At 41.2% G+C, this 14833-nt stretch carries 17 protein-coding genes; 9 read left to right on the forward strand and 8 right to left on the reverse strand.

Going from position 1 to position 14833, the window contains the following annotated elements:
- The 7 genes from GTQ34_RS15225 to GTQ34_RS15255 form a co-directional block, all read left to right on the forward strand.
- On the forward strand, positions 1-890 hold an 890-nt coding region (locus GTQ34_RS15225; protein WP_166524668.1), incomplete at its 5' end, for a hypothetical protein.
- A 25-nt stretch (positions 891-915) separates the two neighbouring features.
- The gene (locus tag GTQ34_RS15230) at positions 916-2937 is read left to right on the forward strand and encodes an Ig-like domain-containing protein (protein WP_166524669.1); all 2022 of its coding nucleotides are present in this window, start codon (positions 916-918) and stop codon (positions 2935-2937) included.
- 15 nt (positions 2938-2952) lie between these two features.
- Positions 2953-3897, forward strand: coding sequence for a PorP/SprF family type IX secretion system membrane protein (locus GTQ34_RS15235; protein WP_417936295.1), 945 nt, complete (start codon positions 2953-2955; stop codon positions 3895-3897).
- 57 nt (positions 3898-3954) lie between these two features.
- A complete protein-coding gene (gene idi, locus GTQ34_RS15240; RefSeq protein WP_166524670.1) occupies positions 3955-4494 on the forward strand; it encodes an isopentenyl-diphosphate Delta-isomerase in 540 nt (179 codons plus the stop codon).
- Entirely contained in the window at positions 4484-4891 is a 408-nt protein-coding gene (locus GTQ34_RS15245; RefSeq protein ID WP_166524671.1) for a 6-pyruvoyl trahydropterin synthase family protein, read from the forward strand. The genes idi and GTQ34_RS15245 overlap by 11 nt, the downstream gene beginning before the upstream one ends.
- A 7-nt stretch (positions 4892-4898) precedes the next feature.
- Positions 4899-5861 (forward strand): type I phosphomannose isomerase catalytic subunit, encoded by a 963-nt coding sequence (locus GTQ34_RS15250; protein WP_166524772.1) that lies wholly within the window; start codon positions 4899-4901, stop codon positions 5859-5861.
- 24 nt (positions 5862-5885) lie between these two features.
- Complete coding sequence (locus GTQ34_RS15255) at positions 5886-6158, forward strand: hypothetical protein (protein WP_166524672.1); 273 nt, start codon at positions 5886-5888, stop codon at positions 6156-6158.
- A 1-nt stretch (position 6159) separates the two neighbouring features.
- On the opposite strand, the gene GTQ34_RS15260 is transcribed toward GTQ34_RS15255, so the two are convergent.
- The 3 genes from GTQ34_RS15260 to GTQ34_RS15270 form a co-directional block, all read right to left on the reverse strand.
- Positions 6160-6858: a DUF4369 domain-containing protein gene (locus GTQ34_RS15260; RefSeq protein ID WP_166524673.1), complete on the reverse strand. Its 699-nt coding sequence runs from the start codon at positions 6856-6858 to the stop codon at positions 6160-6162.
- A gap of 44 nt (positions 6859-6902) precedes the next feature.
- A complete protein-coding gene (locus GTQ34_RS15265; protein WP_166524674.1) occupies positions 6903-8165 on the reverse strand; it encodes a DUF819 family protein in 1263 nt (420 codons plus the stop codon).
- A gap of 74 nt (positions 8166-8239) precedes the next feature.
- Positions 8240-10438: a DUF5916 domain-containing protein gene (locus GTQ34_RS15270; RefSeq protein ID WP_166524675.1), complete on the reverse strand. Its 2199-nt coding sequence runs from the start codon at positions 10436-10438 to the stop codon at positions 8240-8242.
- 163 nt (positions 10439-10601) lie between these two features.
- Here GTQ34_RS15270 and GTQ34_RS15275 point away from each other — a divergent pair, with 163 nt between their 5' ends.
- The gene (locus GTQ34_RS15275; protein WP_166524676.1) at positions 10602-11369 is read left to right on the forward strand and encodes a S1/P1 nuclease; all 768 of its coding nucleotides are present in this window, start codon (positions 10602-10604) and stop codon (positions 11367-11369) included.
- Between the two features lie 2 nt (positions 11370-11371).
- Here GTQ34_RS15275 and GTQ34_RS15280 read toward each other — a convergent pair whose 3' ends face one another.
- From GTQ34_RS15280 to GTQ34_RS15290, 3 genes are read right to left on the reverse strand one after another with little or no spacing between them, the layout of a single operon-like run.
- The gene (locus tag GTQ34_RS15280) at positions 11372-11650 is read right to left on the reverse strand and encodes a TIGR03643 family protein (protein WP_166524677.1); all 279 of its coding nucleotides are present in this window, start codon (positions 11648-11650) and stop codon (positions 11372-11374) included.
- Between the two features lie 17 nt (positions 11651-11667).
- Positions 11668-12264 (reverse strand): alpha-ketoglutarate-dependent dioxygenase AlkB family protein, encoded by a 597-nt coding sequence (locus GTQ34_RS15285; RefSeq protein ID WP_166524678.1) that lies wholly within the window; start codon positions 12262-12264, stop codon positions 11668-11670.
- Between the two features lie 2 nt (positions 12265-12266).
- Positions 12267-13136, reverse strand: a complete 870-nt coding sequence (locus GTQ34_RS15290; protein ID WP_166524679.1) for an AraC family transcriptional regulator — start codon at positions 13134-13136, stop codon at positions 12267-12269.
- A gap of 210 nt (positions 13137-13346) precedes the next feature.
- Between GTQ34_RS15290 and GTQ34_RS15295 the strand changes: the two genes are divergently transcribed.
- The gene (locus GTQ34_RS15295) at positions 13347-13700 is read left to right on the forward strand and encodes a hypothetical protein (RefSeq protein WP_166524680.1); all 354 of its coding nucleotides are present in this window, start codon (positions 13347-13349) and stop codon (positions 13698-13700) included.
- Between the two features lie 50 nt (positions 13701-13750).
- Here the strand turns inward: GTQ34_RS15295 and GTQ34_RS15300 are convergent, their stop codons facing one another.
- Both GTQ34_RS15300 and GTQ34_RS15305 read right to left on the reverse strand, forming a co-directional pair.
- Complete coding sequence (locus GTQ34_RS15300; protein ID WP_166524681.1) at positions 13751-14383, reverse strand: MOSC domain-containing protein; 633 nt, start codon at positions 14381-14383, stop codon at positions 13751-13753.
- Between the two features lie 61 nt (positions 14384-14444).
- Positions 14445-14801, reverse strand: coding sequence for a DoxX family protein (locus GTQ34_RS15305; RefSeq protein WP_166524682.1), 357 nt, complete (start codon positions 14799-14801; stop codon positions 14445-14447).
- Positions 14802-14833: the final 32 nt, after the last annotated feature.

The following is a 14833-nucleotide window of genomic DNA, read 5'->3' on the forward strand; positions in this document are numbered from 1 at the left end:
ACACGGCGGTCGGCCTGACGGGCACCTCCATAACGGTGACCGATGCAGGCGGTACCCTGAGCCAGGACCTTGACGGTACCTTTGCCACGGATGCGGAACTGGCGGCCCTTAACACGGACGATGCCGACGCTGACCCCACGAACGAACTCAACACGGCGGTCGGCCTGACGGGCACCTCGATAACGGTGACCGATGCCGGCGGGACATTGAGCCAGGACCTTGACGGTACCTTTGCCACGGATGCCGAATTGGCGGCTGTTGCAGATGATGATGTTAGCGTTACCAACACGGTAGCTGGTAATCGTATTGCTACAATTTCTGAAGCGGGGATAACAGCTGTAGATATTAATGAAACGGTAACATCTTTATCACAAAATACTACAACGGGTGTTATAAGCTATACGGATGAAGATGGAGGTACTCCCGAAACAGCAAATGTTGTAAGTACGGATGTGAACAATGAATTGACAGTAGGTGCTGATGGAGGTGCTTCCTTTGAAATGGCAGATATAGATGTTGATGGGGATGGAGCAACAGAAGCAACAGTTGATGCAGCCATGACAGATATCACAAAAGTAACTGCAACGGCTGGGCGAATTTTTTATCCACCATCAATCGCTATTGATGCATCTACAAATGGTAATGGGTTTACGGTGAATTTATATACCCAATATACCGCCCAATTTGGTTCCCCAACAGTTGCAAGTACTGGAGCACCTTCAGCAGTACCAACTTATGGTGCTACGGATTTATATTATTATGTAACCTATGCAGATCCAACAGTTTTTGACAATATGAGTATTGATGCAAGTGGTGTACTTACCTATGATATCATAGGTCAACCAGCCGATTATAATGCATTGATCAATGTAGTTTTTGTAGTAAAATAAGAATACTAAAGACTAAAGAAAAGAATTGAAATCAACCGCTTCACATAAGTCTTTATTTCTAGGACTGTTGGTCTTCCTTTTAGGACTGAACTACAGCAACGCCCAATTTTTGCTTCAAGCACCTAATAGTGGGGATGAGTCCAATTACCAATGGTTTGAAGCTTCAGACTTAGGCAGTGTTTTGGGAACAAATTCTTTTTATGAAGCAACGCGACCCGGGGTATATTTTGCTACATATGATGGTACACTTTGTGGTTCCAATGCTACCGGTTACTTCATTTTAACCGATTGTACCGCTCCTAATAATGAAGTGACCTTAGATATCTCCGCAAGTATTCCGACGGGAGCAACAGTAAGCTGGAGTCCAGCGGTTAGTGGAGACCAAACCCAACCTACTGTAATCAGTACCACAACGGTTGCAAGGTATACCGCTACAATAACCAAAGCTGGTAACAGCAGTGATCTACCACGTTTTACTGTGGTGTGCATGGGTATGGCAGGAGATCTTGTAGACGATTTTGTTTCAGTCAATGAGGATGAATTTGTTGTTGTTCCGTTGTTTGACAATGATTCCGATCTACCTACAGATGGAACCTTATCCACAACCGACCCAGTAAACGGATCAGTAAGTATTGATAACAATGGAACTCCCAATGATCCATCTGATGATATTGTAACCTACACTCCAGACCTAGATTTTAATGGGACAGACAGTTTTGATTATACCGTATGCGACACTTTTGGCGCATGTAGTACCGCAACTGTTACCGTGGATGTTCTGCCCATTGTGGACACATTTGATGATTCCGCTTCAACTGAAGAAAATATTGGTGTAGCCATTGCATGGAGCGCAAACGACAATGACATTCCCGTTTCTGGGACCATAACGTCGACAACTCCATCAAATGGCACGGTTATTTTAAATGAAAATGGTACTCCGAACAATCCTTCTGATGACGACATTACCTATTTGCCAAATCCTGGTTTTTTAGGTACGGATACTTTTGATTATACAGTTTGTGATACCAATGGAAATTGCGATACTGCCACTATTACCATTTTGGTGAATCCTCCGGGAATAAATCTCGACACGGATAACGATGGTATTGTTGATGCCTTTGAAGACTTGAACTCCGATGGAGATGATGATCCAAGTACCAATCCAACGGATACAGATGTTGATGGTATCCCTGATTATTTGGATATCGATAGTGACAATGACGGACTCCCTGACAATATAGAGGCTCAAGATGCACTATCCTATATTCCACCAAGCAATTTGGATGCAAACGACAATGGGTTGGACGACGCATATGAAAATGGTGGTAACGTAGGGTTGATTCCACTCGATTCGGATGGTGACGGCATACCAGATTATGTGGATGAGGATAGTGATGATGACAACGTGCCCGATGCCATAGAAGGCAACGATTTGAATCAAGATGGAATTGCTGATGTGGTATTAATAGGTTCAGACAAAGATAACGATGGATTGGATGATGCTTTTGAAGGCGCAACAGTTATCGACGTTGATGTGAACGATGAAATTGATAACCCTGCAACGGATTTATTGGATACCGATTCCGATGGTATTCCTGATTTCAGGGATTCAGATGATGATGACGATGGTATCGAGACTATGGATGAAGATTTAGACTTGGACGGAAACTATGCCAATGATGATTCCGATGAGGATGGAATGCCAAATTATTTGGACTCCGACCTGGGTGAATCACAAGTAGATCCTGTGGATGTGATTAATGTAATAACTCCCAATGGAGACGGTGTACACGATGTACTGGCCATTAATGGTCTGGAAAATTATCCGAACAATACCGTAAAAGTATACAATCGATGGGGTGTGTTGGTGTTTTCAACCAATTCTTACAATACGGCGGGCAATGTTTTTGATGGCACTTCCGAAGGAAGGGTAACTGTGGACAAGGACAATAAATTGCCGGTAGGTACGTATTTCTATATTGTGGACTACGAAGATCTCAATGGAAATATGAAACAACTTTCAGGTTACTTATATATTAACAGATAACGAATCGGCCTTGCTGTGAACAACATATTTAAGAAGAAATATCAAACTCTTGTTTTTTTATTCGCTCTTTTCTTGGGAATGAATTCTTATGGGCAGCAAGATGCTCAGTACACCCAATACATGTACAATACAGTAAGTGTAAATCCTGCTTATGCGGGTTCCAGGGGTCATTTGAGCATTGCAGCTTTGTATCGTAACCAATGGTTGGGGTTGGACGGTGCTCCGGAAACCCAGACCCTGAATCTTCATACACCTATGGGATATAGAGGTGTAGGGTTAGGTATTTCCGTGGTCAATGACAAAATTGGACCAACTTCGGAAACATATTTTGATGTTGATTTTTCATATACTATTCAGACCTCCTTTGAGGGAAAACTGAGTTTTGGGCTTAAAGCAAGCGCCCATATGTTGGACATTCGTTTTTCGGAATTGGATGAATTTGAAATAGACCCACAGTTGCAGGCACAGCAAGATATCCAAAATCAATTTTCTCCCAATATTGGTGCGGGAGTTTATTATCACACCGACCGTTTTTATGTTGGTGCTTCTGCTCCACGCATCTTGGAAACCACGCATTTTGATGAATCTTCAATATCCACTGCCAAGGAACAAATCAACTTCTATTTGATAACGGGATATGTCTGGGACCTGAACCCATTCTTAAAATTCAAACCTACACTTTTGACAAAAATGGTACAGGGAGCTCCTTTGCAGGTAGATGTATCGGCGAATTTTATGTTCAACGAGAAATTTGTCGGCGGACTTGCCTATCGATGGGATGCTGCGTTTAGTGGCCTTTTTGGTTTCCATGTCTCCGATTCAATTTTTTTGGGACTGGCCTATGATCGAGAGATAACCGATTTAGGCGCCGCTACCTTCAACGATGGTTCTTTTGAGGTCATTTTTAGGTATGATTTCATTAGAAATGTGGGCAATTTAAAGTCGCCTCGTTTCTTTTAAAACGAATTTAGAAACCTTCATTCCCAATAATTCCTACAAAGGTCATATTTTTACTTCATGAAAGAAGAAAATGTGATATTGGTCAATGAGGCCGACGAACCCATTGGGCTCATGCCCAAAATGGAAGCCCATGAAAAAGCTGTACTTCACCGTGCTTTTTCGGTTTTTATAATGAACGAAAAAGGAGAGACCATGCTCCAACAACGAGCTGCCAGCAAATATCATTCTCCCATGCTATGGACCAATACCTGCTGTAGCCATCAAAGAGAAGGCGAGAGCAACTTGGAAGCTGGAAAGCGACGATTGAAGGAAGAAATGGGATTTACCACCGAACTTAAGCAGCTCTTTTCGTTTATTTATAAGGCACCATTTGATAATGGCCTTACCGAACATGAATTAGATCATGTGATGATGGGTGTTTATAATGGAACCCCCAATCTAAACCCAAACGAAGTGGCCGATTGGAAATGGATGGCTTTAGAGGACATAAAAGAAGATATCTCCAACAACCCCGATTGCTATACGGCTTGGTTTAAAATTATTTTTGAAAAATTTTATGATTACCTCACCCTAAAACCGGATGGAAATGAAAGTTAAGGTAAACAGAAAAGCCAATTTCAATGCGGCTCACCGCTTGTTTCGACCCGATTGGAGTGATGAAAAGAATGATGTGGTGTTTGGGAAATGCAACAATCCTAGGTTTCATGGTCATAACTATGATTTGATTGTAAGTGTCACTGGTGAAATAGATCAAGAAACAGGATTTGTTATTGATCTTAAGGTTTTAAAAGACCTTATCAAAGAACATGTCGAAGACGCGCTCGACCACAAAAATCTCAATCTCGATGTTCCAGAGTTCAAAAACCTCAACCCCACAGCAGAAAATATTGCTGTGGTAATCTGGAACAAACTTAGACCTCATATTGCCGATACCAAAGAATTGGAGGTTACCCTGTACGAAACCCCTCGAAATTTTGTCACGTATTCTGGATAGCATGAATTTGTACCCGTTAAAATTCAAACCTATTTTAAAAGAACGTCTTTGGGGAGGCACCAAGCTAAAGGAAGTATTGGGTAAACCCATAAAAAGTCAGATTACAGGAGAGAGTTGGGAACTATCAGGGGTAGATGGCGATATTTCCATAGTTGCCAATGGCCCACTAAAAGGCAAAACGTTGCAGGAGTTGATTAGCGAGCAAGGTGAACAACTACTGGGTAAAAGCGTGGTAGAACGTTTTGGGGACGAATTCCCGATTCTTATTAAATTTATTGATGCCAAACGGGACCTTTCCGTCCAACTGCATCCCAATGACGCATTGGCCAAAAAACGACATAATTCCTTTGGCAAGACCGAAATGTGGTACATTATGGATGCGGACCCTGGGGCAAAGTTAATTGTAGGATTTAACAAGAACGTGGACAAACAAGAATATGTCCAAAGTTTGAAAAACAACACACTTTTGGATTTGTTGAATTACGAAGAGGTAGCCGAAGGAGATACTTTCTTTATCAATACGGGAAAAATCCACGCCATAGGTGCCGGAGTATTGTTGGCAGAAATACAACAGACATCGGACATTACTTACAGGGTATTCGATTTCAACAGAAAGGATAAAGATGGAAATTACAGGGAGCTACATACCGAACTGGCCCTGGACGCCATCGACTATACCAAGAAAGATGACTTTAAGGTATCCTACAATCATGAACCGGACAAGGTAAATTCCATGGTGGAGTCTCCGTATTTTAAAACCAATTTTTTAGAATTGAACCAGAATATGCAACTACGGATTGAGGATAGGGATTCTTTCACCATTTACATGTGCGTTGGGGGAGAGGCTGAAATCGCCAATGCTACCGGTAGGGCAAGGATTAAGAAGGGTGAAACCTTGTTGGTTCCTGCGGATAGTATGGTCATTGATATTGTCACAAAGGGTGCCAAGCTTTTGGAAGTGACCATTTAATAGTACATTTGAAAAAATTCCGATATGGCAAGTATTCGTGATTTAAAAAAGGACATCAATTTTGCGCTGGGCGATATCATTGAGGCCGTGTATATTTGGGAGGCAGGTTCAGGCAATCAGGATTCCAAAGAAGGTTCGGTAATCATTGATAAGGCCATAGCTGTTTTTGATGATCTTATGGGCATGATCCATCAAAAAGAAGTGGAAGGTGCAAAGGCCCATTTCAAAGAGATCAGAAATCAATTAGAGCAAAAGACCACCGAGCTTTTGGAACAATTCAACAAACTCGCCAGCTAGGCTAAGGTTGTTTTTCCAAGTGTGCTTTTAGTGCCTTTCCATACCTTGATTCAGCAATTCGAGGGTCAAGTGCTTTGTATACAGAATCCAAATACTTCGGATTTGCCTCCAGAGCTGTTGTCATCATTATATAGGGGGTAACATAGGAATCCCCATTGTTCAGGCCAAAATTCAACGCATACCGGTAACGGTTCACTATATTTTGGTCCATTCTTTTTTGGATGGAGTCCATCGCCAACGAATCTTGTTGAAATTCTGGTGTGAGGGTTAATTGTGCCAATTCCAAATCTTTTAGATTGAATTTGGAGAGCATCTGGCTAAATTCAACAAACTTATCATGGGAGAAGGATCCAAAAACCTCTGGATCTTTATCAAATGCATTCCATGTAGTGTTGATGGTCATCTCGCCCGGTTCCCCAAAAAAAACAATGCGGTCATTGATGTCGTTGTTGTCCTCTTTTTCTAGATAGAGATAGAACACGTCGGGTTCCTCAATTTCATGGGAAAAACTGAATTCCCCTGTTCCTTTTAATATCAAGGAGTCCAAATCCACCAGGGAAGAATCCTTGAATTGTTGCAGAAACAGTGTTCCTTTTTTTAATCCTTTTATGTTTCCCGATACGGTCATGGTATGCTCTGTGTTTTTTTCACAAGAGAAAACAATAATGACCAATATCATTACAAATAAAATTTGCCTCATTCTTTAAAATTTGCGGGACAAATATCCATAAACTTCTTCAATATTTAAACTTTGGAGGCGACTTCCATCAACAAGGCACAAATATAAGCTCCAGCGGTACCCACTACATAGCCAAAAACGGCCAATAATATCCCCACGGATGTCAACGAGGGATGGAATTCGGCAGCAACCACTGGTGCGGAAGCGGCACCGCCAACATTGGCCTGACTTCCAACGGCCAAGAAAAAATAGGGGGCTTTTATCAGTTTTGCCACTAAAATCAGCAATCCTGCATGGATGCAAATCCAAATAAGCCCAATAAGAATAAGACCCGGATTTTCCAAAACTCGCCCTAAATCCATTTTCATACCAATAGTGGCCACCAAAATATAAATGAACATGCCACCTATCTTACTGGCCCCCGCACCTTCATAGTTCTTAGCTTTAGTAAAAGAAAGCCCAATACCTATTGCGGTGGCAAATACGACCATCCAGAGAAATTTGGAACCAAGGGAAGACAGGATTTTCTCCTTGTTTCGGATTACTTCAAAGTTGTTTTCCAGAAATTCGGCAAAATGAAATCCTAACAAGTGTGCAATGCTAACTCCTACAAAGGCATAGGATAACATCATTATAAAATCCTTTAAGGAGGTCACTCTAGCAATCTTCTGTGTATAAGCGGAGACTTTTTCCTTGAGATTTTCGATGGAACTGGTATCGGCTTTTAGCCAAGCATCAATTCTTTTCGATTTTCCAATACCAAACAGGAGCACGGCCATCCAAACATTCGCCATCACAATGTCCACCAATACCATTTTTGAAAATTCCTTGGGATTGTACTGAAACACTTCAAGCATAGCCGCTTGGTTGGCACCTCCGCCAATCCAACTTCCAGCAATGGTGGCCAAGCCTCTCCAAACCGCATCAAAACCATTTCCCCCAACGGTTTCAGGAGAAAATATGGAGACGATAAGAATTGCTATTGGTCCGCCAATCACTATTCCAAAGGTTCCTGTAAGAAACATAATGAGGGCCTTGGACCCCAGGTTGGCAATTGCTTTAAGGTCAATGCTCAGGGTCATCAGGATAAGTGCGGCAGGCAGCAAATATCTGCTTGCAATATGATAGGTCTGTGAGGAAGGTTCATTAATGATGCCCGTACTGGCTAAAATGGCAGGCAGAAGATAACACATAAGTACGGTAGGGATTATCGCATAAAACTTCCTCCAAAACTTTGATTTCAGTGAGGAAGTATAAAAAACGAAACCTAGACAGAGGCATAATAACCCAAAGATGATTTTGTCGTCGGTGAAAGGTATCTGGTCCATAGATTTAGATTGGCTATGGAACCAAATATAGGAAAATCAGTTTTGGATTGATTAAAAAGTAGAGTGCCAACCATCTATATGTTGAGCCAGTATGTAAGTTTTAAGTTGATTGACCTAGTTCTGGGCATAAAGGTGTTTACAAAGTAATTGTCGTTGTAGACCACGAACAAATCAGATAGGGGGGCAAAACGCCATTGTAAGCGGGAATTGAAGCCCAGATTGTCCCGTTGGTTGCTGTATTGGACCAATGTGGACCAAAATATAGATTTACTGAATGTAATGTTGATTCTGGGACTTATCAACCAAATATCCTCACTTTCAAAGGGTTCAGGAAGTTTGATGCTGTCGTAGTTCAATCCAACGGAAAGGAAGACCTTGGGCTGTAATCGAAGACTCATGTCACCTTCAAAAGAAAATCGGGTACCATTGAAAAAATCTCCATACCCCGGTTCGAGGGAATAAGAGAATATTTTGCGCCGATCGCTTTGAAACTCCGCTTCAAAGCTTGTGAAATAGTAGCCCTGATTAGCTGGGAGCTCTGTTCCTCCATCCGTATCCGTCGGATCGAAAGTATCCGTTAGGAATACATAGCGGTTGAACATTCGTGCTGAAAGTTCTTCCTGGGTTTTAAATTGTGCATTCCAGCCCGTGAATATAAAGTAATCAGTATTTTGGTAGTCCAAAGTGGGTCGCCAAATGGCATTGGGACTAAACCGGAAACCATGAAAGTTCAATTTTCCCTTTTTCGGCCAGAAATTGATTTCGGCAAAAGGTCTTGCAGCAACAATATCATTTCTTCGAACAAAGCCCAAATCGGAACGAAAATCATCTCCGACGAAATTTCCCCTTAGGCCAAAATTGAAATACCTTGAGTTGTATCGTAAATCCAAACCACCAGCATCATTTCTATCACCTATTTGATTGGCAAAAGAACGATGGTAGAAAAATTTCCCGGTCCAGGTGTTGTCTTCGGACGCGAGGTTATAATCCAATCCCACAACACGATTATACCTATCCGTCTCCTCTAGAAAATCATAATCCTCAAAAGTCTGTCGATTCACAAGAATGAAACTTAGATTGGAGCGGGAGAACATTTTCTTCTGAAGGGCAAAAACGGTGTTGTTGTTACTTGGAATTTCATTTTCCTCATCTGCTTCCGTTTGAATATTCAAGAAACCCAATCGCCAATCCTCGTTGAGTTTTCCGCTGAGTCGAACTCCTCCCACAATGCCATTTTCAATGGTTTCATCCTCCAAATCTTCGGCAATGCCAATCCGTCTTGAAAAAAAAGGATTGGAATCCCTTTCATTTCCAAAGGAGCCAAAAAGGTCGCTGTTATCAATAAAAAATTGACGACGTTCGGGAAGGATCACATCAAAACGGGAAAGGTTGGTGAAGAAATTGTCCACTTCCACATTGGAGAAATCTGGGTTTAAGGTCACATCCAGATTCATGCCATTGCCTATGGAAATTTTGGCGTCTCCCCCAAAACTGAAATTGCTCAAGTCTTCATCATTCTCATAATCCTTTCCCACAATACCATTCACATAGGGAATAAGGGCCATAGGAGTCCTTGATTTACCAAGTGGTTTTTCAAACACCATATCTCCCATAAAGGCAAGACCAAAAATGAACTGGTTCTGCGGAATTTCTATCCAAGTACTGGTTTCATTGGTCTGCATATCGAACCTGTAGCTATTGAATCGCCATTTGGTAGTGCCCTCTTGAAATTTGAATGAGGTCAAAGGGATGGCCATCTCGCAAACGTAGTAACCGTCGTATATTTTGGATTCTCCTCGCCACTTCACATCCCACGAAGTGGTAAAACCACTCAAGCCAATTCCGCCATTTGAAATCAATGCCTCTCTACGCACCCCGTAGGGATTCATTCCAAAAAGAAAGGCATTGGTGCCATCGTTGAAAGTATCAAAAAGCAAGCTGATGTTGTCATTGCCCCCGGCCCGATAATCACGTTGTAGTGAAGGAATCACATAATCGCTTCCATCGGTATCCAACTTAATTCCGATGTACAAAGTGGTTGCATCATATATCATTTTGATGTCCGTTTGTTTTAACGCAAGAATGGAATCAGATGGAAAATATTGTTGAAAATCGTGCGCACTTTCGGCAATTTCCCAAACGGATTCGTCCAAAACACCGTCCACTATGATGGGCTGTTCAATGTATTTGACGGTAAACTCTTTTGGAGTGGATTGTGCAAACGTAAAAAAAGGAATTAGCGTTGTAACGAGTACAAAACGTAATACGAGCATTGGTTAATTTGAATTAGTCGCTCAAATTTAAGGCGAACACTCGTTAAAAAAATCCCAAAACTTGTTAGTGTTTCTGTAATAATGAAAAAAGTGTCAAAACTATTTGCCAGAAGTTGATATTGTATTTGATTCCAGTTTTCTACTTTTGCGAAAATCATCAATCATGAAAAAAACTACATTCCTTTTGGTACTTCTTCCCCTGTGTATATTTGGTAATTTTTGGGGGAAAACGGGACATCGTGTCACCGGCCAAATTGCAGAGAACCATTTGAAAGGGAAAACCAAGAGGGCTTTGGAGGACTTATTGGACGGACGTAGCCTGGCTTTTGTTTCCACCTACGCCGATGAAATAAAGGCGGACCGTTCTTTTTCAAAATATTCAGCGTGGCACTATGTAAACTATCCACTGGACATGCGTTATGAGGATGCAGAGAAAAGTGAGTATGGTGACCTAATTGTGGCAATAGAACAATGTAAGGAAATCATCAAAAACAGTGAAAACAGCAGGAAGGAACGCATTTTTCATTTAAAGATGCTCATCCATCTAATCGGCGACTTACACCAACCGATGCATGCCAGTAGAGTTGAGGACAAGGGAGGAAATGATATTCAAGTGCAGTGGTTTAGTGAGGGCAGTAACCTACATCGGGTGTGGGATAAAAATTTGATTGAATCCTACGGAATGACCTACACCGAGTTGGCAACGGAACTTGATTGGGTTTCACGAAAAGAACGTAAAAAAATCCAAGGGGGCACTATATATGATTGGGTCGACGAGTCACACCAGATATGTGCGGAAATCTACGAATCTGCGGAGGTTGGTGAGCAGTTGGGTTATCAATACACCTATAAATACAACGACTTACTGTTTGCCCAATTACAAAAGGGAGGGCTGCGATTGGCCAAAGTTCTGAATGAACTCTTTGCTTGAGGTCAGCGTTTGGAAATCTTATTGTTTGAGATGTTTTTTTGGCGGGAACTTTTAAATCGGCCAATATTTTTGCTCCTTAATTTTTGATGCTTAGTGGCCCTGCCATTGACCCTTTTTCGCCACATTTGAAAACTGCTGGGTTTCATTTCCCTGCGCATTAGCTCAACGACCTCTTGCTCCGAAATGCCAAATTGGTATGTTATGGCATCAAACGGAGTCCTATCTTCCCAGGCCATTTCTATAATGCGGTCCAATTCCCTCTCTGTAAAATTCTTTTCCATGCCTTACAAAGATAGTACTATGCAATTATCCGAAAGGTAAGATTTATGCGCTCTTCAATTTTCTTGGCTGTTTTGGGAATCTGATGTTGCCAAAAGTGCTGTGTTTTACCTTGCATGAGCAACAGACTGCCATGTTCCAGGAGCAATTTATGCTTTAGTGTTTTATTTGTATTATGCTTAAGATGAAAAAAACGGGGAGCACCTAGACTAACGGATGCAATAATAGGGTTTTGGCCCAGTTCTTTTTCATCATCGGAATGCCAACCATTGCTATCCTTGCCATTTCGGTAAAGATTGGCCAGGCAGGTGGTAAACTGTGCGTCGACTTCTTTCTCAATAGTAGTTTTTATCTGGAGCAGTTCCGGGGTGAAGGGATGGGGCTGCATAGTGATATTGGAGTAGGAATAGCTTTTCCCATTGTTTCCGAACAAAGCTGTCAACCGAGGTTGAGGATATGTTTTACCAAATAGTGTTATCTCATCCTGCTGCCAAGGAAAAGTCCCTCTTAATACTTCGAAATAAATATCGGCTTGTTCTTTGGAAAAAAAAGTGGGATAATAGGTTATTTCAGCATCCTGAAGTTCAAGTGTCTTTTTAACGGAAGCTGAATCCATGATTAATTCAACACTTTTTTAAGCTGATTTCGATATTCGGATGGATTTTGCCCCGTGAATGCCTTAAACAACTTATTGAAATGTGAAAAATTGTTGAAGCCACTATCATAACATACCTGGGTAATGCTGATTGGCTGTTCCGCCAATAATTTGGAGGCATGCACCAAACGATATTCATTTACGAACTGGGTAAATGTTTTGTTGGTGATTTTTTTGAAATAGCGACAGAACGAGGGAACAGTCATACTCACTATATCGGCTATTTCATCCAAGCTGATGTCTTCTTTAAAATTGGTTTTTACATGATTGAAGACGATATTGATACGGTCATTGTCCTTCACTTCGGTTTCCATGGAAAAACCTTCGGCATTCAACACTTTCATTTCTTCGGAATTGGCCAAAATGTTCAAGATGTTGAGGATGGAAAGCAAGCGCTGAAAATCTGTCTGGTATTCCAGTATCTCCATTTTCTCGCCAACCTTGGTTTTGGTTTTTCCGGAGAATGCGATACCTCCCTTGGCCACTTCAAACAGTTTTTGGATGTTTTTCATTTCTGGAATATCGAAGAAATCGCTTCCCAAAAAATCCGCTTTCATTTGAACAAGAGTCTCGCTTTTATTCCCTGTGAGCTTATCCGTAAATCCGCAATGAGGAAGATTGGACCCAATCAATATAAGGTCACCGTCCATAAAATAAGAGACATGGCTGCCTATTTGGCGCTTACCTGAGCCTCCGTTGACATAGACCAATTCCAATTCGGGATGGTAATGCCAGCCAAGAGGCTTGTTTTCATTACGCTCATTGAACTTTTGGTACGTAAAAGAATGTCCAAAACTTGGCGCAATGGCTTCAAAAGCAGGTTTTTGTACCATAGGTGTCATTTTACATTTGGTTATACAAAGTTAGGGCGGTGTATACTGCACGAAATGTGCAAAATTAACCAAAATATATGGTATTTTAACATTAACGTGTTGTTAACATAGATTCAAGGTTAAAATTCCATATAAACAGGAAAATTTGGTGGTGTTATCGGTGCTATATCCATGCTACATTTGTACTATAATCTTAAAAAACGAAACGTTATGAAATCAGTTTTAAAAAACATTACAGTAGCCACATTCCTAATGATAACCACTTTGGGAATTGCAAACGGACCTGCCAAGAGCGAGGTGGAAAAAAACTTGATCACTGTTAAGTTAGATCCTGTATTTGTAAAGAAAGGAGACAAATTGTTTATGAACTTCTTGAACCTTTCACAGGAAAAAGTTACACTAAAAGTTTACGATAGTGAAAACAGACTTGTATTTAGTGAATCAATTGAAGGAAAACTAGTTGTTGAAAAGGCTTTCAATTTTGAAAAAGCTTATGAGGATGAATACAGAGTGGTAGTTTCTGATGCCTCTGGTAGCTATTCAGAAACGGTATCGGTAAAGTAAGTAGTTGTTTAGTTAATTTTAATTCTGGAGGGGGCATTTTGCTCCCTTTTTTATTGATATTTTTTGAGCTTTTCCCGTTTACGCAGAGGTAGCGCTTCATTTTCAATGGCTAGTGCTATGAGTTTGGGGTCTTTGGTTTTGGCATATAACAATTGGTAAAATTGATGAATTGTCAATGGATTTTCCGATTCCTGTATCAGCTCTATGGTATCACCGACGGATACTTCTCCTTCCTCCAAGATTTTCACATAGGTTCCGGGAAACCCGTGATCAATAAATTCTTTAAGAATTTTTTGGTCTCCAAAGCGTATCCCCAATTTATAGCAGGGTTCCCTGGGCTGGGTTATCTGTACCTTGGCCGTTCCTATTTTGTATACAGCGCCGATACATATTTTGGTTTCATCCAGCCCGTCCACGGTCAGATTTTCACCAAACATGCCCCAGTCCCAATCCAAATCTGGATATTTTTCTTTCCAATATGGATAGTGGACCGAAGAAAAAAGATAGCAGGCCTTGTAAACACCTCCATGTACTCTACGGTCGGCAATTATATCATTTGCAACGGATTCCTTTTCCAAACGAAGGGCGGTATCAACAGGATACTTGTAGATGCCGGTGTTTTGTTCTTCCCCGTTCCAGATTATTTTCGTGGGTTTGGCCAAATTGGTAGCGATAATTTTCATGCCTTGAAGTTAGAAAAAAGCTGGGCGACATAATCTGTTAATGGTTTTTTATTGAGAAGGTTTACGGCAAATACCACAAGGCCCAATACATCAATCCAAATTGCAGTGGGATTCTCAAGATCAATATCCATTTTGGGATGCCAGCGGAAGCCTTTTCACCTGAAAGCATGTAAAAATGAACCAAAAGAAACACCAGTAGCATCAGAATGATACCATAAATGCTGCTATTTTTCGTAAGTGGAAAACACAGCCCGATTCCCAACAAAATTTCAGCTATACCGCTCAGAAAAACCAAAAGTTTGTGGTTGGGCAAGTATCGGGGCATGATGCGCATATAGGCCTTGGGAAAAACAAAGTGCGCCAATCCGGCCACTATATACATTCCCGCCATTAGATAAAGATGCCAAGGGATATCCATGTCATCAAAAATAAAAAAGGCAAGCCGATCGG

The organism is Flagellimonas ochracea, assembly GCF_009903685.1.
Lineage (GTDB): Bacteria > Bacteroidota > Bacteroidia > Flavobacteriales > Flavobacteriaceae > Flagellimonas > Flagellimonas ochracea.